The sequence below is a fragment of the Sphingorhabdus sp. M41 genome, from assembly GCF_001586275.1.
Taxonomy (GTDB): Bacteria; Pseudomonadota; Alphaproteobacteria; order Sphingomonadales; family Sphingomonadaceae; genus Parasphingorhabdus.
Map to the genome: position 1 here is coordinate 1,586,407 of NZ_CP014545.1, position 21,399 is coordinate 1,607,805.

At 54.9% G+C, this 21,399-nt stretch carries 20 protein-coding genes; 12 read left to right on the top strand and 8 right to left on the bottom strand.

What is annotated here, in order from left to right:
- Positions 1-1,218, bottom strand: a complete 1,218-nt coding sequence (locus AZE99_RS07625) for a saccharopine dehydrogenase family protein (protein ID WP_067199472.1) — start codon at positions 1,216-1,218, stop codon at positions 1-3.
- 53 nt (positions 1,219-1,271) lie between these two features.
- Between AZE99_RS07625 and AZE99_RS07630 the strand changes: the two genes are divergently transcribed.
- Entirely contained in the window at positions 1,272-2,255 is a 984-nt protein-coding gene (locus AZE99_RS07630) for a threonine ammonia-lyase (protein WP_067199475.1), read from the top strand.
- Between the two features lie 82 nt (positions 2,256-2,337).
- Complete coding sequence (locus tag AZE99_RS16385; protein ID WP_067199478.1) at positions 2,338-2,562, top strand: hypothetical protein; 225 nt, start codon at positions 2,338-2,340, stop codon at positions 2,560-2,562.
- 27 nt (positions 2,563-2,589) lie between these two features.
- Here AZE99_RS16385 and hemA read toward each other — a convergent pair whose 3' ends face one another.
- Both hemA and murI read right to left on the bottom strand, forming a co-directional pair.
- Positions 2,590-3,810 carry a 5-aminolevulinate synthase gene (hemA, locus tag AZE99_RS07640; protein WP_067199479.1) on the bottom strand — a complete coding sequence of 407 codons (1,221 nt, stop codon included), beginning with the start codon at positions 3,808-3,810 and terminating at the stop codon, positions 2,590-2,592.
- Between the two features lie 117 nt (positions 3,811-3,927).
- The gene (gene murI, locus AZE99_RS07645; protein WP_067199482.1) at positions 3,928-4,740 is read right to left on the bottom strand and encodes a glutamate racemase; all 813 of its coding nucleotides are present in this window, start codon (positions 4,738-4,740) and stop codon (positions 3,928-3,930) included.
- A 153-nt stretch (positions 4,741-4,893) separates the two neighbouring features.
- Between murI and plsY the strand changes: the two genes are divergently transcribed.
- From plsY to topA, 3 genes are all read left to right on the top strand, one after another.
- Entirely contained in the window at positions 4,894-5,487 is a 594-nt protein-coding gene (gene plsY, locus AZE99_RS07650) for a glycerol-3-phosphate 1-O-acyltransferase PlsY (protein ID WP_067199484.1), read from the top strand.
- Positions 5,488-5,492: 5 nt separating this feature from the next.
- Entirely contained in the window at positions 5,493-6,611 is a 1,119-nt protein-coding gene (gene dprA / locus AZE99_RS07655) for a DNA-processing protein DprA (protein ID WP_067199486.1), read from the top strand.
- A gap of 123 nt (positions 6,612-6,734) precedes the next feature.
- Positions 6,735-9,329 (top strand): type I DNA topoisomerase, encoded by a 2,595-nt coding sequence (topA, locus tag AZE99_RS07660; protein WP_067199489.1) that lies wholly within the window; start codon positions 6,735-6,737, stop codon positions 9,327-9,329.
- A gap of 53 nt (positions 9,330-9,382) precedes the next feature.
- On the opposite strand, the gene AZE99_RS07665 is transcribed toward topA, so the two are convergent.
- From AZE99_RS07665 to lepB, 5 genes are all read right to left on the bottom strand, one after another.
- Entirely contained in the window at positions 9,383-9,631 is a 249-nt protein-coding gene (locus AZE99_RS07665; protein ID WP_067199491.1) for a YdcH family protein, read from the bottom strand.
- Between the two features lie 209 nt (positions 9,632-9,840).
- Positions 9,841-11,319 carry a sensor domain-containing diguanylate cyclase gene (locus AZE99_RS07670; RefSeq protein WP_231862717.1) on the bottom strand — a complete coding sequence of 493 codons (1,479 nt, stop codon included), beginning with the start codon at positions 11,317-11,319 and terminating at the stop codon, positions 9,841-9,843.
- Positions 11,320-11,527: 208 nt separating this feature from the next.
- Complete coding sequence (gene era, locus AZE99_RS07675; RefSeq protein WP_067199496.1) at positions 11,528-12,421, bottom strand: GTPase Era; 894 nt, start codon at positions 12,419-12,421, stop codon at positions 11,528-11,530.
- Entirely contained in the window at positions 12,418-13,086 is a 669-nt protein-coding gene (gene rnc, locus AZE99_RS07680) for a ribonuclease III (protein ID WP_067199498.1), read from the bottom strand. The genes era and rnc overlap by 4 nt, the downstream gene beginning before the upstream one ends.
- Entirely contained in the window at positions 13,083-13,886 is an 804-nt protein-coding gene (lepB, locus tag AZE99_RS07685) for a signal peptidase I (protein WP_067199500.1), read from the bottom strand. The genes rnc and lepB overlap by 4 nt, the downstream gene beginning before the upstream one ends.
- Positions 13,887-14,039: 153 nt before the next feature.
- Here lepB and pgi point away from each other — a divergent pair, with 153 nt between their 5' ends.
- From pgi to AZE99_RS07720, 7 genes are all read left to right on the top strand, one after another.
- A complete protein-coding gene (pgi, locus tag AZE99_RS07690) occupies positions 14,040-15,539 on the top strand; it encodes a glucose-6-phosphate isomerase (protein WP_067199503.1) in 1,500 nt (499 codons plus the stop codon).
- Positions 15,540-15,555: 16 nt separating this feature from the next.
- Entirely contained in the window at positions 15,556-16,905 is a 1,350-nt protein-coding gene (gor, locus tag AZE99_RS07695; protein WP_067199504.1) for a glutathione-disulfide reductase, read from the top strand.
- Positions 16,906-17,032: 127 nt separating this feature from the next.
- Positions 17,033-18,559, top strand: coding sequence for an acyl-CoA carboxylase subunit beta (locus tag AZE99_RS07700; protein ID WP_067199507.1), 1,527 nt, complete (start codon positions 17,033-17,035; stop codon positions 18,557-18,559).
- Between the two features lie 144 nt (positions 18,560-18,703).
- Complete coding sequence (locus tag AZE99_RS07705) at positions 18,704-18,973, top strand: GIY-YIG nuclease family protein (RefSeq protein ID WP_082788472.1); 270 nt, start codon at positions 18,704-18,706, stop codon at positions 18,971-18,973.
- A gap of 102 nt (positions 18,974-19,075) precedes the next feature.
- Positions 19,076-20,020: a DUF808 domain-containing protein gene (locus AZE99_RS07710; protein ID WP_067199511.1), complete on the top strand. Its 945-nt coding sequence runs from the start codon at positions 19,076-19,078 to the stop codon at positions 20,018-20,020.
- Positions 20,017-20,451 carry a methylmalonyl-CoA epimerase gene (gene mce / locus AZE99_RS07715; protein WP_067199513.1) on the top strand — a complete coding sequence of 145 codons (435 nt, stop codon included), beginning with the start codon at positions 20,017-20,019 and terminating at the stop codon, positions 20,449-20,451. The genes AZE99_RS07710 and mce overlap by 4 nt, the downstream gene beginning before the upstream one ends.
- 88 nt (positions 20,452-20,539) lie before the next feature.
- Entirely contained in the window at positions 20,540-21,322 is a 783-nt protein-coding gene (locus AZE99_RS07720) for an enoyl-CoA hydratase-related protein (RefSeq protein WP_067199515.1), read from the top strand.
- The last annotated feature ends 77 nt before the right edge of the window (positions 21,323-21,399 follow it).

The window sequence follows — 21,399 nt, forward strand, 5'->3', positions numbered from 1 at the left end:
CTAGAAGGCCAAAGGTGCTTCCAATTCTTCCAATGTCCACGGCAGGCCGTGCTCGTTCAGCATTGCCATGAACGGATCGGGATCGAATTCTTCCATGTTGAACACGCCGTCGCCCTTCCACTGGCCGGACAGCATCATAGCAGCGCCGATCATCGCCGGAACGCCGGTGGTATAGCTCACGCCCTGATTGCCGGTTTCCTCGAACGCCGCTTCATGACTGCAGATATTCTTGACGTATAGAGTCTTCTGAACGCCGTCTTTTACACCGGTCGCAATCACCCCGATATTGGTATTACCCTTGGTCGTTTCGCCAAGGCTCGCAGGCTCCGGCAATACGGCTTTCAGGAACTGCAGCGGAATGATCTCGCGGCCTTCGTACATCACCGGATCGATCCGGGTCATGCCGACATTTTGCAGCACTTCGAGATGGGTCAGATAGGCATCGCCAAAGGTCATCCAGAAGCGAATTCGTTGGATTTCCGGGAGATGCGTCTTCAGCGACTCGATTTCCTCGTGATACATCAGATACATATTCTTAGGGCCAACCGCCTCGAAATCGAATTCCTGCTTCTGCGTCAGCGGCGGACCTTCCACCCAGTCGCCATTTTCCCAGTGCCGCGAATTGGCGGTAACTTCCCGGATGTTGATCTCGGGATTGAAATTGGTGGCAAAATGCTGGCCATGATCGCCGCCGTTGCAATCGAGGATGTCGAGCGTATCGATCCGGTCGAAATGATGCTTCTTCAGCCAGCAGGTGAAGACGCTGGTCACGCCCGGATCAAAGCCGGAGCCGAGCAGCGCCATGATGCCAGCATCCTTGAACCGGTCCTGATAATCCCACTGCCATTTATACTCGAACTTGGCTTCGTCGCGCGGTTCGTAATTGGCCGTGTCTAGATAGTCGGTTCCGGTCGCAAGGCAGGCGTCCATGATCGGCAAATCTTGGTAAGGCAGAGCGAGGTTCACCACCAGATCAGGCTTTTCCTGCTTGATCAGGGCGATTAGCGCCGGAACATCATCAGCATCAATCTGCGCAGTCATGATCGCGACGTCGGTACGCTGCTTGACCGAATCCGCAATCGCTTCGCATTTCGACAAAGTGCGGCTGGCCAATAATATCTCGGTAAAAGGCCCGCTGCCCGCCGCTATCAGCTGCGCCATTTTATGCACCGCTACCGAACTGACGCCGCCTGCGCCGATCACCAATATTTTACCCATGATTTTCACTCTAAATGTTGGAGAAATTAGAAACCCGCATATAGGGAGAGACTATGACAGAGCAAGACCTGATAGACCCCGACCGGCAACCCACTTTGGCCGGAGTGGAGCGAGCAGCGCAAAAAATAGCAGCTATCTTGCCCCCCACGCCGCTGTTGCCTTTACAAATTGACGACACGACGATCTGGTGCAAGGCGGAATGCCTGCAACCGGTCGGCGCGTTCAAGATCCGCGGTGGCTGGCACCGTCTGACCGATCTGACCGAGGATCAGCGCAAGCGTGGTGTCATCGCATTTTCCAGCGGTAATCACGCTCAGGGCGTGGCATGGGCTGCCCGCAGGCTGCGCGTGCCGGCGACGATCATCATGCCGGAGGACGCCCCCAGAGCGAAACTGGAGAATACCAGAGCATTGGGTGCCAGGGTGATCACCTATGACCGGATGAGCGGCAATCGCGAGCAACTGGCCGCTGATATGGCGCAGGAAACCGGCGCCGTGGTGGTCCCCAGTTTCGATGATCCGTGGATCGTCGAAGGGCAGGGCAGTTGCGGAGTAGAAATACGCGAGCAAATGCTGGCGCGAACCGGATACCAGCCGGATCAATTGGTCATCTGTTGCGGCGGTGGCGGTCTTGCGAGCGGCACGGCTCTCGCCAATCCCGATGCAAAAATCATGGTCGTCGAACCGGAAGGCTGGGACGACATGAAACGTTCGCTGGAAGGCGGCGCGATCGTGCCGGTAGGGAACAACCCGCCCGCCACCGATTGTGACGCGCTGCAGACACTGACTGTCGCTCCAATCACGTTCAACATTTTGAAAGACCGCAACGCGACAGGGGTCGCCGTGTCCGCCGCCGAGGTGGATCACGCGATGCGGGTCGCATTTGAGAAATTGCGTCTGGTCGTCGAACCGGGCGGCGCCGTTGCGCTGGCTGCCATTCTTGCCGGTAAGGTTGGGCTGACCGATCGGACCGCCATCACCCTGTCCGGTGGCAATGTCGACCGTCAGCGGTTCGCGGACATCATCGCGGATGGCTAGGGGCTGATTCTTCTTTCCTACACCGAACCTGATGACATATCTTCTGGAGTTTCTGATTCAGGCTCTTTGACAATTTGGATAGATGATAGCGGCGCAGCCCGTCCGCGCGCGAAGCCATCCGAATTTTGATGCAGATCTGGAAGGTTACACTCGACAACAAGCGCCGAAACAAAAATGGCAGGAATTCTGCGGACTGGGGCCAAAGGTCACAGAAAAGAAAAGCGCGCGCTTGTGTAAAGTTCTGGCGGATTTTTATCGCGCGGCGAAAACAGTGAACATCAATCGGGAAATTGGCTCGATAATTTAACTGAAATGCGGAAAACCGATCCGGAAATTAGGCGGCGATCGCCCGTTCGAGATCCATCCGGCTCCAGATTTCCACCAGCGCCTTGGTCAGGTCAACCATCATCGCCTCGCTATGCGCCGGTCCGGGCGTGAAGCGCAGGCGTTCAGTGCCGCGCGGTACGGTCGGATAATTAATAGGTTGCACATAGACGCCATATTCGGCGAGCAATATGTCGCTGATTTTCTTGGCCTTGACCGGATCGCCCACCTGTAGCGGCACGATATGTGTCGAGGAGTCCATCACTGGCAGGCCCGCCTCGGCAAACAGGTCCTTGAGCTTCTGCGCAGCGGCCTGTTGACCATCGCGTTCCGCGCTCGACTGCTTAAGGTGACGAATGCTGGCCAGTGCGCCCGCTACAAGCACGGGAGACAGGCTGGTGGTGAAGATGAAACCGGGGGCATAGGACCGGATAACGTCGACGATCTTCTGGTCAGCGGTGATATAGCCACCCATGACGCCAACGGCCTTGGCCAATGTTCCCTCGATGATCGTGATCCGCTCGGCGGCCTTGTCACGTTCGGAAATACCGCCACCGCGCTTGCCGTACATGCCGACGGCGTGAACTTCGTCGCAATAGGTGAGGGCGTTATATTTGTCGGCGAGATCGCAAATGGCGTGCAATGGCGCGACATCCCCGTCCATCGAGTAGATGCTCTCAAAGGCGATGAGCTTGGGCACTTCCGGATCTTCGGCGGCGAGCAATTCCTCCAAATGTTCCAGGTCATTGTGCCGGAAAACCCGTTTCTCGCAGCCGCTGTTCTTGATCCCGGCAATCATCGAGGCATGGTTGAGCTCGTCGGAAAAAATGATGCAGCCCGGCAGAATCTTGGTCAGCGTTGATAGCGTCGCTTCGTTCGATACATAGCCCGACGTGAACAGCAATGCACCGGATTTGCCGTGCCAGTCGGCCAGCTCCCGTTCCAGCTGAATGTGATAGTGGGTGTTGCCGCCAATATTGCGCGTTCCGCCAGAACCGGCGCCGACATCGTGCAAGGCATCTTCCATCGCAGCGATAACATCGGGATGCTGGCCCATCGCCAGATAGTCGTTCGAGCACCACACAGTAACAGGTTGCGGACCATTATGATGCGCGAAACAGCGGGCATTCGGGAACGAACCCTTGTTGCGCAAAATATCGATGAATACCCGATAGCGGCCTTCGGCATGAAGCCGGTCAATCGCTTGCGAAAAAATCTTATCGTAGTCCACTATGCACCAAATCCTGCGTCAAATCTGTTTCAGCTGTTTTCTGAAAATGGCCTTTAGCGGCCTTTTCTCACAATTTCCAGCGCGAACCACTCGCAATAAGAGTTGTTCGCCATAGACTTACAGCTTTTCGAACCGTCTGATGCCATATTCCGCAAAGGCTGGGCGATAGGGTTCGATATCGGCAATATCGCCTGTTGTAACAAATATGCCGTCTCGTCTTTCGCTGGGCCAAATTGTGTTTTTTGTCAGATAGGCGATCCGGCGAGCGATGCCCTGGGCGCCGTCGATAAACTGAACAGGTCGTTGTGCCGCTGCGGCCAGTTCGTCCCGAAGCAGCGGGAAATGGGTGCAGGCCATAATGACCGTGTCCATATTTTTGCCTCCGGCCTGATCGATAAGTCCGAACATGGCTTCTTCGATAACCTGAACGTCTGGTTTTTCTCCGCGCAGCTTGGCCTCAGCGGCATAGACAAGTCCGGGAGCGGCGTGACGCAGCAAAATCTTATCGGCGGCAAAATCGGAGGCGAGTCGGTCAACATAGGGCTGGCGGATAGTTGCCTTCGTACCGAGAAGACCGATGACGCCGGTATTGGTCATCTCGCTCGCCGGCTTGATCGCGGGCACGGTTCCGACGACCGGGATATCCAGGGCGGAGCGGACGTGATCGAGAGCGATTGTCGACGCCGTGTTGCAGGCAATGGTAACCAATTGCGGTTTGTAACGTTCGACCAGACGGCCGAGAAGCGCCGGAACGCGGGCCGCCAATTCGGCTTCGGACTTCATGCCATAAGGCAGGCCAGCATAATCTGCAGCATAGACGATCGGTGCGTTGGGCAGCAATTTTATCGTCTCGCCCAATACCGACAGGCCCCCAACGCCGGTATCGAAAAATAACAAGGGAGGGCATTCGCCATTCTGCGCTTCGGTCATGATTTGCCCATAGCCAGAATAGCATGGCAACGGCAACCGCTTCGGTTCGTCTGACAAGCGTTTGGCCTTGGCCGTTTTTTCGGGCGAGATACTTGCTCATCATCCATGGTGAATATAGCGCGAACCGAAATAGGGGTATTTTTAGTGCAATCTATGTGGATAGAACCAATATTGGCGTTGTTGCTCGGTTATTTGCTGGGCTCGGTCCCGTTTGGGCTTGTGTTGACCCGCCTGTCTGGCGGCGGTGATTTGCGCCAGACGGGGTCCGGCAACATCGGCGCCACGAACGTATTGCGAACCGGCAACAAGGGACTGGCCGCGCTGACCCTGTTGCTCGACATGGGCAAAGGATATGCTGCGGTATTCATTGCATTGCAGATTTCTGGCGGATTGGGTGTTTTGGCTGGGCTGGGTGCCTTTCTGGGTCATCTCTACCCTGTCTGGCTAAAATTCAATGGTGGCAAAGGCGTTGCGACCCTGCTGGGTGTTGTTACAGCCTTGATCCCCACGGCGGGATTGATATTTGCGGTCACCTGGCTTGGCTCACTCGCGCTGTGGCGCTATTCATCAGTTAGCGGAATGCTTGCTGCCATTTCGGTGCCAATAGCGGCCTTCGTATTGGGAGAATATGCAATCATGCCGATGTTCATCGGTCTGGCTCTGCTGGTATTGTGGAAACACCGCTCCAATATTGAACGATTGATTGCCGGTGAAGAACCGAAAGTCGGAGCGTCAAAAAAGGCTTGAAGTGAATGGGAGAAAGCCAGGAAGCGTTTGACCGGCTCCGGCTTATCCGATCCGAGAATATCGGACCCGTTACCTACCGTCAGTTGATCCGAAGATTTGGTTCTGCAGCGCGCGCGCTGGAAGCTATTCCCGATTTGGCGGCGCGTGGCGGCGGACGCTCGCCGCGAATTGCCGGAGCGAGCCAAATTGCATCCGAAATGAAGGCGATCCAGGATCTTGGCGCGGGACTGCTCTTTATCGGCGACCCCGCTTATCCGGATTTGCTGGCCGAGCTGGGAAATCCGCCGCCGATATTGCTCTGGCAGGGGCGACTGGAACTGCTGCAACAGCCGATGGTCGCGATGGTCGGCGCGCGAAATGCGTCCGCTGCTGCCTGCCGCTTTGCCCGTGACCTGGCCAATAATCTGGTGGAGGCCGGCGTCTCGGTGGTTTCCGGGCTTGCCAGGGGCATCGACACTTCAGCGCACCAAGGCTCGCTGAAAAGGTCAACGATCGCAGTCATTGCAGGCGGATTGGATGTTTTTTATCCGCCGGAGAATGAAGATATCCAGCGGACAATAGCCGAACACGGATTGTTGCTGGCAGAACAGGCTCCGGGAACGGAACCGCGCGCGCGCCATTTCCCCTATCGCAACCGGATCATCGCCGGGCTCGCCAGAGGCACGGTGGTCATCGAGGCTGCGCCGCGTTCCGGGTCATTGATCACGGCAAGACTGGCCGCGGAGGCAGGCCGACAGGTAATGGCGGTTCCCGGCTCTCCACTTGATCCGCGATCCAGGGGTTGCAACATGCTTATCCGGGAAGGGGCAACCCTGATACAATCGGCGGACGATATATTGGAAATGATCCGCCATTTCGATGATCGGGCGGAATCCGCGAATCCAGGCCAAGAATTGCGGGATGATGGGGAAAATGCGAACATTCCAGAAATCCGCTGTGTGGATATTGACAACTCGGAACGGACACCGGTGATTGAGTTGCTCAGCGTCACGCCCGTTACGGTCGATGAATTGGTCAGACAATCGGGACTGGCCGCGCCTTTGGTGCAATTGGCGCTGCTCGAACTGGAACTCGCCGGTCGGCTGAACCGGCATGCTGGTGCTCGCGTAAGCCTTTTGAACTGATCGCTGGTGGACAGGCTAATTTTCAATCGCCATTGACAAAAATCTTCATTCAGGGCCTTGACCTAGACCCAATCCCTGCCACAGCCTCGCGCGTATACGTGAGAACAGAGAAAATCGGAACATATGCAGCTAGTTATTGTCGAGTCACCCGCCAAAGCCAAAACCATTGAAAAATATCTGGGATCGGATTTCAAGGTATTGGCTTCCTACGGCCATATTCGCGATCTTCCGCCCAAGGATGGATCGGTCGATCCGGACGAGGGTTTTGCCATGACCTGGCAGAATTATCCCGACAAGGCGAAGCAGCTCAAAGAGATTACCGCCGAATCAAAAAAAGCAACGCGTTTGATCCTCGCGACCGACCCTGACCGTGAAGGGGAAGCGATTAGCTGGCACGTTCAGGAAGTGTTGCGGAATAAGAAAGCGCTCCCGGAAAAGGTCGACCGGGTGACCTTCAACGCGATCACCAAGGCTGCGGTTACCGATGCAATGGCCCATCCGCGGGCGCTCGATGAGGATCTGATCGATGCCTATCGCGCACGCCGGGCGCTCGATTATCTGGTTGGGTTCACCTTGTCACCCGTACTCTGGCGCAAGCTGCCAGGTGCGAAGTCTGCTGGCCGTGTGCAATCGGTCTCGCTCCGGTTGATCGTCGAACGGGAACGGGAAATCGAGGCATTTAAGCCACAGGAATATTGGTCTGTCACTGCACAGATGGAGCAGGGCGGCCAGGCGTTTGAAGCGCGGCTGACGGTCCGTGATGGCAAGAAGCTCGGCAAAATGGATCTGGCCAATGAGGATCAGGCCATGTTGGCCAAAACCGCCGTCGAGAATGGCCTGTTCACGGTTGAATCGATCGAAACCAAACCGCTTACCCGCAATCCGCCACCTCCATTTACCACTTCGACTTTGCAGCAGGAGGCCGCGCGTAAACTCGGCTATTCCGCCAGTCATACAATGCGTATTGCCCAGCAGCTTTATGAAGATGGCGCGATCACCTATATGCGTACCGACGGTGTGCAGATGGATGGCAGCGCCATTTCAGCGGCGCGCAAGGCGATCGCCGATCGTTATGACGCAAGCTATGTCCCGGACAGCCCGCGTATCTACAAGTCCAAGGCCAAGAATGCGCAGGAAGCGCATGAAGCGATTCGCCCGACCAGTTTTACCAAGCGCACCGTCGGCACCGGCGACCATGCCAAGCTTTATGATCTGATCCTGAAGCGGGCAATGGCCAGCCAGATGGCATCCGCCCGGCTCGAGCGGACCACCGTGGAAATGCTAGATGGCACTGGGAAGACCGGCCTGCGAGCGAATGGACAAGTGGTAAAATTCGCCGGATTTCTGGCGCTTTACGAAGAAGGCAGGGATGACGACAAAGACGAGGACGGCGGATTGCTGCCAGCCATGTCCAAGGGCGATAGCCCGGCCAAAAAAGCCGTCGATGCGATCCAGCATTTTACCCAGCCGCCGCCGCGCTACAGTGAAGCCAGCCTGGTCAAGAAGATGGAAGAATTGGGCATTGGACGCCCTTCGACCTACGCATCGATCATCAAGACGCTGAAGGATCGCGCCTATGTACGGATCGAGAAAAACCGCTTCTTTGCAGAGGAAAGCGGGCGGCTGCTGACCGGATTTCTAGAGCGCTTTTTCGACCGTTACGTTGCCTATGATTATACCGCCGGTCTCGAAGATGAGCTTGATGAAGTCAGCGGCGGTCGCGCCCAATGGCAGGCCATTTTGGAAGCCTTCTGGCATGATTTCAAACCGAAGACGGTTGAAGTAATGGAGAAATTGCCTTCGGAAGTGACCGCAGAACTTGACACTTTCCTCAGCGATTATCTGTTCCCTGAAAAGGAAGATGGTACGGATCCGCGGCTGTGCCCGCGTTGCAACGAAGGCAAGCTCGCGCTGCGTGGTGGCCGCTTTGGCGCCTTTGTGGCCTGTTCCAACTACCCGGAATGCAAATTTACCCGGCGTTTCGCGCAGGGTGGCGGCGCCAATGCCGACGAGGATGAAGGTCCGCAGGAACTGGGTGTCGATCCGGACAGCGATGAAAAAATCACCAAAAAAGTAGGCCGTTTCGGACCTTATGTCGAAAAAGGGGAGGGCAAAGAAGCCAAGCGATCTTCTATCCCCAAGGATATTCCAGCGGAAGATTTCGGTCTCGAATGGGCCGTGAAGCTACTGTCCCTTCCCCGCGAAGTCGGCAAGCATCCGGAAACGGGTGAACCCGTGATGGCGCAAATCGGTCGCTATGGTCCCTATCTGAGCCATGACGGCAAATCGGCGCGCCTTGAAAATACAGCGGAAGTTTTCGAAATCGGCATGAATGCTGCTGTCGCGAAGCTGGCTGATGCCGCGAAAAATGGTGGTGGCCGTGGTCGCGGCAAGATGGAGCCGCTCAAGATCATGGGCAATCATCCGCGCACCGAATCCGAGATCAAGCTGATGGATGGCCGCTATGGTCCCTATGTCACCGATGGCACGACCAATGCCTCATTACCTAAAACGGTCGATAAAGATCAGTTGACTCTGGAAGAAGCCGCTCAGCTTATCGATGATCGTGCGGCTAAAGGTCCAGCCAAGAAGCGGGCAAAGAAGGCTGCTCCGAAGAAGAAACCTGCGGCCAAGAAAAAACCGGCTACGAAGAAAAAGCCAGCAGCGAAAAAGAAGCCTGCTGCCAAGAAAACTCCGGCAAAAGCCAAAGCAAAATAAAGGAAAGCTGCACTGGTAGCTCAGTCTTTCGCTACCAGTGCACGCATTTGCTCTCAGGCCGCTTTGGCTTTGACAATCATTGCAGCCACCTCGTCCAGAAGTAGCAGGCGCTGTTTTTTCAGATCATCGCTACGCTCGTCGGAAGCGGCTTCAACTTCTGATTCAATCCGGTGGATTTCTTTGTTGATGTCATGATAGCGGTCCGAGATTGTTCGGAAATGTGCGTCGGATATCTTCAGTTCATGAAGAGTGGTGCTGTCATCCGGAAATTCGGAATGGAGATCGTGCAATACGTGGCTCATCTATAATCCTTTGTTGTGATGAATTTTGTTTCTGAAACCGGAGTAGATCCAAGGTTAGGGAAGCAACCATTGGTCTTGCCACGCGGCGAATATTCGGAATCGAAGTTGCAGGAAATCAGGAAATCTACCTATGGTTCAACCAATTGATCCCCTGCGAAGGAAGACGTCTAATGGTTGAAATGCAGACTGAATGTCTGGAAGAAGCCAAATTATGCGGCAATTTTCAGGCGGTTTCTTCCATCTTCCTTGGCCGAATACAGCGCCCTATCTGCCAAGAGTAACATTGCTTTCAGATCGTGGGAGCCCGAGTTATCCGCCAGTCCCGCGCTTACCGTCACCCCGATGTCAGGGTCGGGTAAACGTGTTTCCATTATGGCAAGACGGAGTTTGTCGACTTGCATTTCCGCTTCAGCGATTGATGTGTTTGGCATTAAAATCAGAAATTCTTCACCACCGATACGTCCAATCAATTGGTTTTTGGACTTGGCTTTCTTGGCAATTTTGCCAATCATATGGAGTATGTCATCACCGACGGCATGGCCGAAACGGTCATTCACGCTCTTGAATTTATCCACATCAAAAATGGCGATGGATAGAGGGATAGCTCTGGTTTGCGCGCGATGCAGGGCCTGTTCACATTTTTCCATAATATGGCGCCTCGACGACAGACCAGTCAATTCGTCCCGTGCTAGTAAGCGCATTTTTTGCAGCTTGGCTTCTTCCGCTTTTTTATGCTCTTTCTCCGCCATGACTCGAAGTAATTTTTCGTTTTCAATGATTTTTTCGACCTTGCTCTGCCTATCCGCCAATAGCGAAGCAATCGGCAGCGCCAGCATCAGCTGGCTGGCAATATAGGCTTGCAGCACGAATATTTTGGTGATCTGGCTTGTATCGAGCGCGGCAATCGGACCGAAGCCGGAAAGAGTGAGGAACTCTGCTACGATCGCTACGATTAAGGTCGACGCGATGCCGCCGAGCGGTCCGAAACGAAATGCAGACATGAAAACCGGTATTGCCGTTAGGAATAACAGGGGAACGGCAGACTGGACAAGCGCAGCAGCGGAAAAGGCGAATACGAGAAACATGATTCCTGCAAACTCAAGCCATCTACTACCCGGCCAGATATATTTTTCTGTGCCGGTGAAAGTTGCATGAATGATATTGAAACAGGGCAGGAAGATAAGCAGCCCAAGCAAGTCCGACGCAAACCAGGATATCCAGGCATTACCATATTGCTCGATGTTATCTAATGACGCTGTAGTTGCCGAAATCGCAGTCACAACAACCGCAACTAACCCGAACTCAACCAACTGCGCCGGGTTATACAGGCCTGTCCGGGGAAATCCGAGCCGCACCAGGATGTGGAAAACCAGCACTGCCTCCAGCACGTTTGAAAATGAATAGAATATGGCGGTATTTAGGGTGAATCCCGAAAATAGATTGACCGTCAAACTCGCCAGAAAAACACTGGCGCAATATAATCGATGCTCTTTTCGTGGGAAAATCATCAGCATGAAAACAAGGCTGGCATTTGCGGACCAAAGCGCGGCAAAGCCTCCGGTATAGTTTGATGCTGTGATTACGATCAGAGAGTTAATGCAGAACACGGCTGCGACAGACGCAGAGCGCATAATTATATTTCGCATGCCGTTCAAATCAGAAGTCAAATGTTGCAAGATCGTCCTCAATTCGGAACGTCCTTTGTTCCTGCTGAAGACCATCGTCACGAAAGGCTAATTTATCGCTAACTTTACCTTTGTTTACAGTCTGATTGTAATCTATTCAGCGCCATATTTCCAGACACCGACATTCTGCTGGAAAACGTTCAAATCGAAAGATCGACGAATTGCTGATCAGGTGCCACCGCCTTGATGAGCCCATCATCGATCTATGACGTTACTTGACCCAATCGAGACCCATATCCTGATATAGACTGCGATCTTCATCCCAGTTCGCGCTGACCTTGACGTGGAGATACAGATGGACAGGCTTGCCTAAGATGCCGGACAGCTCGGCGCGCGCTTTCGCGCCGATTTCCTTGATCTGGTGGCCGCCTTTGCCAAGGATTATGGCTTTCTGGCTCGCTTTCTCGACAAGAATTTGCTGGTGAATCTCGAGCGAGCCATCGGGCCGCTCCTTATATTGTTCCATGGCAATCGCAGTCGCATAGGGCAATTCCGCATGCAGCTGCCGGAAAACCTGCTCGCGGGTGATTTCCGCCGCGAGAATGCGCTCGCTGGCATCCGAAACCTGATCAGCGGGGAAATGCCACGGGCCTTCCGGCATCGCGTTCACCAGATAGGATCGCAGCTCTTCGAGTCCATCACCGGTTTTGGCGCTGACAAAAAAGGTTTCGTCAAAATCGGCCAGTTCATGCAGTTTGACGACATGGCCGAGCATTTTGTCTTTTGCGGCGATATCGACCTTGTTCATTACCAGAATTGTCTTTTCGGATCGATGCTTGATCCGCTCCACAATCGAGGTAACCTTGGTTCCAAGTCCCGCGCGTGCATCGACGAGCAGGACAATAATATCAGCGTCTTCGGCGCCCTCCCAGGCAGCGGACACCATGGCCCGATCGAGGCGGCGGTGCGGTTCGAAGATGCCCGGCGTATCGACCAGCAGAAGCTGTGTGTCTTCCTCGATCGCTATGCCCAAAAGCCGCGTACGGGTGGTTTGCGGTTTGGAACTGGTGATCGCGACCTTCTGTCCGACCAAAGCATTGATCAGGGTTGATTTGCCGGCATTGGGCGCGCCAATCAATGCCACTACGCCGCATTTTTGAGTCATGTGAATTTTTCCAGAAATTTCTTTGCAGCTTCGGTCTCGGCTGCCTGAATGGCAGAAGCCGTAGCCTGGACCTCGCCTATATTGTTTACGCTCACCCGAACGGTGAATTTCAAATCGTGATGTGGGCCGCTTTTTTCGACGAGTTCGTAGGTCGGAACCTTGCGATTATTGGCCGCGGCCCATTCCTGCAAGGCCGATTTCGGGTGCCTGACATCAGCAACCGTTGCGGAAACGCGGCCCGCCCAATGACGGATTATGAAGTCGCGTGCAGCCTCCATTCCATGGTCGAGATAGACCGCGCCGATCAAAGATTCCATGACGTCGCCCAGAACTTTCACGCTTTTTCTTGCGCCATCGTCACGCGCCTGTTTGCCAAGCAGTATATGGCTGCCGACACCTATTTGCTTGGCGACATCGCCGCAAACCGGGCCCGACACCAACCCGTTGAGTCGCTGGGACAATTGTCCTTCCGGTTCCTCCGGAAACTGATGATAGAGATGATCTGCAATCACGAGCCCCAATATTCGGTCACCCAGAAACTCCAGACGCTGATAGTCTGCTTCGCCGTGGCTGCCATGAGTCGCGGCTCGGATATAAAGTTCTGGTGTCAAAGGCCGCTGGTTGGTGATCTCGGCAATCCAATCAAGAAATTCCGGACGACTCAAAATGTTTCTCCGATGCGGTCCCAGCGCGCTGCGGTAAACCAGGTCCAAGGCTTGATCCATTCAGCAGAACCGTCGGTTGAGAAGACAGAAATCAAAGCCCGTCCGACGAGGTTTTCCTGCGGCACCATTCCGATCGCCTGACCTTCTACGGCCGGGAACCGGCTGTCTGCGCTACGATCGCGATTGTCGCCCATCAAGAACATATGGCCATCCGGCACGACGAAAGCTTGCGTGTCGTCGCCTTCGGAATTTTCGTAGATGTCCAGAATGCGATAGGTAACTCCGTTTGGTAATGTTTCCTGAAACTGTGGATAGCGGCAAATAGACGTACCATTTCTTCCCGCCGATTGGAACTCGTCGCGGTAGCAGGGGCTGTTGGGTGTGACCGGATGCTCGAAATCTTCGATTCTTTTCCGCTCCACTGCCGTTCCGTTAATCGAGACTACGCCCTCGGTGACCTGAACGATGTCACCAGACAGGGCGATCACCCGCTTGATATAATCATCATGGGCGCTTGGCGGAGCCTTGAACACCACAACATCGCCCGGCTCGGGCGAATGTGGCAGTACCCGCCCTGGAAACAGGGGAATATTGAATGGAAGGCTATATTTTGAGAAGCCATAAGGCCATTTTGCGACCAGCAGATAATCACCAACAACCAGGCGAGGTTGCATCGACTCCGAAGGGATGTTGAACGGAGAGAAGATGAAACTACGTAATATCAGGATGAATAATGCTAGTTTTACAAGGAACGCGACAAAGTCGCGGGTTTCCGATCGTTCTGCTTTCTTTCGCGCCATGGCGCCCCTTCGCCGACTATGCCATTGGCGTCAAGAATTCTTGCGTTCTCTGGGCCGCAACGATTTTCAACTTGAGACGGGCTTGTTCGACCGATAGGGCAAGGGCCTGTCAACGCGGCCGCGCAAATTGGAATATAGAGATCGGATGATTGAATGACTTCAAGCCTTTGGCAAGCGATCAAGACGCTCCCCCAAGTTTCACTGACCAGTCTGTTCAATACTGATGAAAACCGTGTCCGTGATTTCGGATTAGAGCAGGCGGGTATCTATTTTGATTTTTCAAAAACCCATCTCGACAAGAATGTCGTGGAGAGCTTTCAAAAATTGACAGAAGATATAGGGCTGGCCGCAAAGATGAATGCTTTGGTTTCTGGCGAGCCGATCAACATCAGCGAAGGCCAGGCAGCGGAGCATTGCGCGGAACGCGGAACCGGTGACCCGGCAAGCGTCGAGAACGCCAAATCCCTGCACCGGCGTATGAAAAGCCTGGTTGAGGTAATTGACTCCGGAGCTCTGGGCGAATTTACGCAAATTATTCATCTCGGCATTGGTGGTTCGGCTCTGGGGCCCAAAATGCTGCATCAGGCACTGAAGCTCGGCGATGAAAAATATGAACTTGCGATTGTGTCCAATATTGATGGCGCAGCCCTTGAGCCGGTGCTGGAGCGGTTTGAAGCAAGCAAGACTTTGCTCGTCATTGCCTCAAAGACATTCACCACTGCCGAGACGCTGTTGAACGCGCAATCGGTGCTCGACTGGATGTCCGAACAGGGCGTTGCCGATCCGTTGGGTCAAGTAGTGGCCCTGACAGCGGATCCTGAGCAGGCAGTGCAATGGGGAGTCGATGAAACACGGATACTTCCCTTTTCCGGCACCGTTGGCGGACGCTATTCCTTATGGTCCTCGATAGGCTTCAGCGTCGCTCTGGCGCTCGGCTCCGATGTTTTTGAAGATTTGCTGGTCGGCGCGGCTGCTATGGACCAGCATTTTCTGGATAGCCCATATGATCGGAATATTCCGGTTCTCGCGGCCTTTGCCGACCAATATTATGCTCAGGTGCGCGAATGCGAAACCCGGGCGGTCTTTGCCTATGACGAGCGTCTCAGCCTGGTGCCCGACTATCTTCAACAACTGGAGATGGAGAGCAATGGCAAATCGGTGACTCTGGATGGTCAGCCGCTCTCGCTGCATTCCAGTCCGATTGTCTGGGGTGGCGTCGGCACAGATGCCCAACATGCTGTTTTTCAACTGCTCCATCAGGGCAGTCATCTGGTGCCGGTGGAGTTTCTCGCCGTCATCCAACCGGGCGATTCGCTGAGCCCGGCTCACCATAATGGCCTGCTGCTAAACTGTTTCGCCCAGGGGGCGGCGCTGATGACTGGTAAAAAATCCGATGACAGTCATCGAAACTATCCGGGTGACAGGCCGTCGGTCACGATCTTATTGAAAGATGTGGAAGCACGTTCACTGGGTGCGCTGCTCGCCTTCTACGAGCACCGGACTTTCGTGAATGCGGTTTTGCTAGATATCAATCCATTCGATCAATTTGGCGTCGAACTCGGCAAGCAAATGGCAAACAAGCTGGCGGCCGAGGATGGTAGCCGATTGGATGCATCGACCGAAGAACTGAAAAAGCGGGCCTTCGGAGCCTGACAACAAGGAATTATAAATGGCTGAATATGATTATGACCTGTTCGTTATTGGCGCAGGTTCCGGAGGGGTTCGGGCCGCGCGTGTATCGTCTTCCTATGGCGCAAAAGTCGCGGTAGCCGAGGAATATCGGGTTGGCGGGACTTGTGTGATCCGGGGATGCGTGCCGAAAAAACTGCTGGTTTATGGCTCGCATTTCTCGGAAGAACTGGAGGACGGCAAGAATTTTGGCTGGACCTGGGAAAATGCCAAATTTGACTGGACCAGATTGCGCGACCACGTCCTTAAGGACGTCGACCGGCTGAACAATGCCTATACCGATACGTTGAAAAACCATGGGGTTGAGATTATTCTTGAGCGAGCCGAACTGACCGGGCCGCATGAGATCAAATTGGCTAGCGGCAAGACCGTGACGGCCAAATATATATTGATCGCGGTTGGTGCATGGCCTGCGGTAGCCGATTTCCCGGGCAGTGATCTTATGTCGACTTCCAACGACATGTTCCATCTCGAGAAGCTGCCGGAGACTATCATCATTGCGGGTGGTGGCTATATCGCCAATGAATTTGCTGGTATTTTCAATGGCTTGGGTAGCGATGTCACGGTCGTTAACCGGTCGGATATCATCCTCCGCGGCTATGACGAAAGCGTGCGCGACCGGCTGATCCAGATCTCGCTCGCCAAGGGCATCAATTTCAAATTCAACTGCGCCTTCGACAAGATTGAAAAACGCGAAGACGGCGCGCTGGATGTGTATATGGATGGTAAAAAAGAGCCCATTCGTGCCGATGTTGTGCTCGCAGCGACCGGAAGGCGACCAAAAATCGACGGTTTGGGGCTGGAAAATGCCGGCGTCGCGACCAATGACAGAAATGCCATCAAAGTCGACGAATATAGCCAGACCAATGTCGACAATATCTACGCCGTTGGTGATGTGACGGATCGGGTCCAGTTGACGCCGATCGCCATTCGCGAGGGACAGGCTTTTGCCGACACCGTGTTCGGCGATAACCCGCGCACGGTCGACTATGACAATATCCCCTCGGCGGTATTCTCTCAGCCGCCCATTGCTTCCGTTGGCCTGACCGAGAGCGAAGCGCGCGAACAATATGGCAATATCAAGGTCTATTCTTCCGATTTCCGGGCAATGCGCAATGTATTTGCCGACCGGGCTGAGCGGAGTCTCTACAAGATGATTGTCGAGCATCCGACCGAGAAGATACTCGGCTTGCATATGATTGGCCCCGATGCACCGGAAATATTGCAGGCTGCGGCGGTAGCGGTAAAAGCAGGCCTGACCAAACAGGCTTTTGACGATACGGTTGCCCTGCACCCCAGCATGTCGGAGGAGCTGGTACTGCTTAAATAGATAACGTTACGGCACGCGCGGCCAAAGCTCAGGTTTAATCGCGCGATTAATTACTATTGACGATTGCCTAACCGGCTGTGCATTGACTAGGGCATATCGCACCAAGTGATTCACAGCCGGGGGTTTAATGTCAGACATTATCGCACAATTGGAAGCCAAGCGCGCCGAAGCCATGCTCGGCGGCGGGCAAAAGCGGATTGATAGCCAGCATGCCAAGGGCAAGCTGACCGCGCGGGAACGGATCGAGATATTGCTCGACCATGAATCGTTCGAAGAAATCGACATGTATGTTGAACATAATTGCGTCGATTTCGGCATGGATGACCAGCATATTCCCGGTGATGGTGTGGTCACCGGATCCGGCACGATCAACGGCCGCCTGGTCTTTGTCTTCTCTCAGGATTTCACCGTATTCGGCGGTTCACTTTCCGAACGCCATGCCGAGAAAATCTGCAAGGTGCTCGACAATGCGATGAAAGTCGGCGCTCCGGTCATTGGTATCAACGACAGCGGCGGCGCGCGTATTCAAGAAGGCGTGGCATCGCTTGGCGGCTATGCCGATGTATTCCAGAAAAATGTTCTTGCCAGCGGTGTCATTCCGCAGCTCAGCCTGATCATGGGGCCTTGCGCCGGCGGCGCGGTCTATTCACCGGCGATGACGGATTTCATCTTCATGGTGAAGGACAGCAGCTACATGTTTGTCACCGGCCCCGATGTGGTCAAGACCGTCACCAACGAGATAGTGACGCAAGAAGAACTGGGCGGGGCGGTAACGCACACGACCAAGACCAGCGTCGCCGATGTCGCTTATGAAAATGATATCGAGGCGTTGCTCGCGGCACGCGATTTCATCGATTTCATGCCGCTTTCTAACCGCGAAGAAGTGCCGGAGCGCCCGACCGCCGATCCGTGGGACCGGCTCGAGGAAAGCCTCGATACGCTGATACCGGACAATGCCAACCAGCCTTATGATATGCACGAAGTCATCCGCAAGATGGTCGACGAAGGCGATTTCTTTGAAGTCCAGCCGGCCCATGCCGGCAATATCATCTGCGGCTTTGGCCGGATGGAAGGCTCCACCGTCGGTGTCGTCGCCAACCAGCCAATGGTGCTCGCCGGTTGTCTCGATATCAATGCATCTAAGAAGGCTGCGCGCTTTGTCCGTTATTGCGATGCGTTCAACATTCCGATCATCACTCTGGTCGATGTGCCCGGCTTTCTGCCTGGTACCAGCCAGGAGCATAATGGGATCATCAAGCACGGCGCGAAGCTGCTCTTCGCCTATGCCGAAGCGACGGTGCCGAAAATCACCATCATCACCCGCAAGGCCTATGGCGGCGCTTATGACGTGATGGCGTCCAAGCACCTGCGCGGCGATCTCAACTATGCCTGGCCGACCGCCGAAATCGCCGTGATGGGCGCCAAGGGCGCGGTCGAGATCATCTTCCGCGGCAAGACACCGGAAGAAATTGCCGAGCGTACGGCGGAATATGAAGCCCGCTTCGCCAACCCGTTCATCGCGGCGCAAAAAGGCTTTATCGACGAGGTAATCCTGCCACATTCGACTCGGCGGCGGGTGGCTCTGGGTCTCCGCAAGCTGCGCAACAAGCAGCTCGAAAACCCGTGGAAAAAACATGACAATATTCCGTTGTGAGGATGTGAAGTGAAAGTCATTCTCCGTCATTGCGAGAGAAGCGAAGCAATCCAGGGCGGTGTGTGTGGCTCTAGATTGCCGCTTCGCTTTCGCTTCTCGCAATGACGGTGGTGGAAGAGCGTGAAGCAGCCCGCGGTCTATATTATGACAAACAAGCGCAACGGCACGCTCTACACCGGGGTTACTTCAAAGCTTCCGCAGCGAGTTTGGCAGCATCGGGAGGGCATAGCGGACGGTTTTACGAAACGTTATGGATGCAAAATGCTGGTTTGGTTTGAAATGCACGAAACTATGGAAGCCGCGATATTGCGAGAAAAGCAGATCAAGGCTGGTTCAAGGAAGAAGAAATTGGCTTTGATAGAGGCGTTCAATCCGCAGTGGCGGGATTTATACGAGGATATTGCCCATGGTTGAAGGTCGTTCCGTCATTGCGAGGAGCGAATGCGACGAAGCAATCCAGAGCCGCGAGCGACGCACTGGATTGCTTCGCTGCGCTCGCAATGACGGTGGAAACTGATGCCAACAGGATTAGTAGCCCTTCTCGACGACGTCGCAGCCATTGCGAAAGTTGCGGCCGCGTCGGTTGACGATATCGGTGCCGCTGCAGCGCGCGCTGGGACCAAATCCGCCGGTGTGGTGATCGATGATGCGGCGGTTACGCCGACCTATGTCACCGGTTTTGATCCGTCGCGCGAATTGCCGATGATCTGGAAGATCACCAAGGGATCGTTCAAGAACAAACTGGTCTTCTTGCTACCCGCAGCGGTCCTTTTGGGACAATTTGCGCCCTTTTTGATACCGATCATCCTGATTTTCGGCGGATTGTTTCTCTGTTACGAAGCCGCCGAGAAGGTGCTCGAATTTTTCCACGTCGACGAGTCCACCAAGCATGAACAGCCCGCGATTATCGAGGGGCCGGGGCGGGAGAAAGAAATGGTCTCGGGCGCGATCCGTACCGACCTGATCCTGTCCGGCGAGATCATGGCGATTGCCCTGTCGGAGCTGACCGACCAGGTCTGGTGGGAACAGGCGATCATCCTCGCGGTCATCGGCATAGCGATTACCGTGGCGGTTTACGGCGCGGTCGCGCTGATCGTGAAGATGGATGATATCGGCCTGCATATTGCCCAGAATAACGAAGGCGCGTTGCGCTCCTTTGGTTGCAGCCTGGTCAGGCTGATGCCGAAACTGCTCGCCGCCCTGTCGATCATCGGCACGCTGGCCATGGCCTGGGTCGGTGGCGGATTGCTGGTGCATAATGTTGCCGCGCTTGGCTGGCACGGGCCGGAACATCTGATCGAATGGCTGTCGCATCCCTTGCTCGGCCTGTTCCCGACTTCGGCCAAGCTGATGGTCGGCGGGATAGCCTTTGCGCTCTTGTCGGGCATATTGGGCGTCCTTGTTGGGGCAGGCATCGCGCCGCTGGTCCATAAATTCATTCCGCACGGAGAAGCACATTGAAACTAGGTCGTCTCAATCACATCGGCGTAGTGACGCCATCGATCACCGACAGCATCGCCCATTGGCGCGATGTCATGGGCGCTACTTCGATTTGCGAGCCATTTGACCTGCCGGCGCAGGGCGTGAAAGTCTGTTTCGTCGATACGCCGGCCGAAGGTCTGACCAATGGCACCCAGATCGAACTGATCGAGCCGCTCGGCGAAGATAGTCCGATCCATGGCTTTCTCGCCAAGAACCCGCTCGGCGGCCAGCATCATGTCTGTTTTGAAGTGCCCGATATTCACGCCGCCAAGGCCGAATTCGAAGCGATGGGCAAGCGAGTGCTTGGTGAACCGCGCATCGGTGCACATGGCACGCTTATCTTTTTTGTGCATCCCAAGGATATGGGCGGGATGCTAACCGAAATCATGGAAACGCCCAAGGGGCATTAATCTTACGCTCGTCATCCTGAATTTGTTTCAGGATCTCATGCGGTCCTGAAACAAATTCAGGATGACCAGCCATACAAAGGGATCAATTATGGAATTCGAAAATATCAAGCTCGACATCACCGATCAGGTTGCAACGATCACGCTCAACAAGCCGGAAAGGCTGAATGCCTGCTCGCTGGGCATGGCGGATGATATATTCATCGCGCTCGACAAGCTGGAAGACGCGCGCGCTCTGGTAATTACCGGCGAAGGCCGTGCCTTCTGTGCCGGTGCCGACTTGCAAGCCAAGAATGACAGCGCCTTGTCCGGCGGGCAGGGGAGCTATGCGGCGCTGCTCCAGCATTATAACCCGTTGATGCTGAAACTGGCGAAGCTGGATATCCCGACAATCACCGCGGTCAACGGCCCGGCGGCGGGCGTCGGCTGTTCCATAGCCTTGGCCAGCGACTTCGCGATTGCCGGGAAATCAGCCTATTTCCTCCAGGCTTTCGTCAATATCGGCCTTGTGCCCGACGGTGGTGCATCGTGGATGCTGACTCGCCTGGTCGGCAAGGCCCGGGCAACCGAGATGATGTTGCTCGGCGAGAAAATTCATGGCGAAAAAGCCGCAGAATGGGGATTGATCTACAAATGTGTCGACGATGATGCGCTGATGGACGAAACCGGCGCTCTGGCGAAACGCCTGGCGGGCGGACCCACTGTGGCATTGGGCGTGATGCGCCAGAATCTGGCGGCGGCACTCGAAAGCGATTATGCTACTGCGCTGGTGCGGGAAGCAGAAGGCCAGCGGATTGCCGGCGACAGCAAGGATGCGCGGGAAGGGGCGATTGCGTTCCTGCAGAAGCGCAAGACGGAATTCAAGGGCGAGTGAAGACCACTGGTTCCGGGCTTGTCGAAGGGCACCTCTCGTTCGGGTGGCCTGGTTCGACAGGCTCTTCACGAACGGCT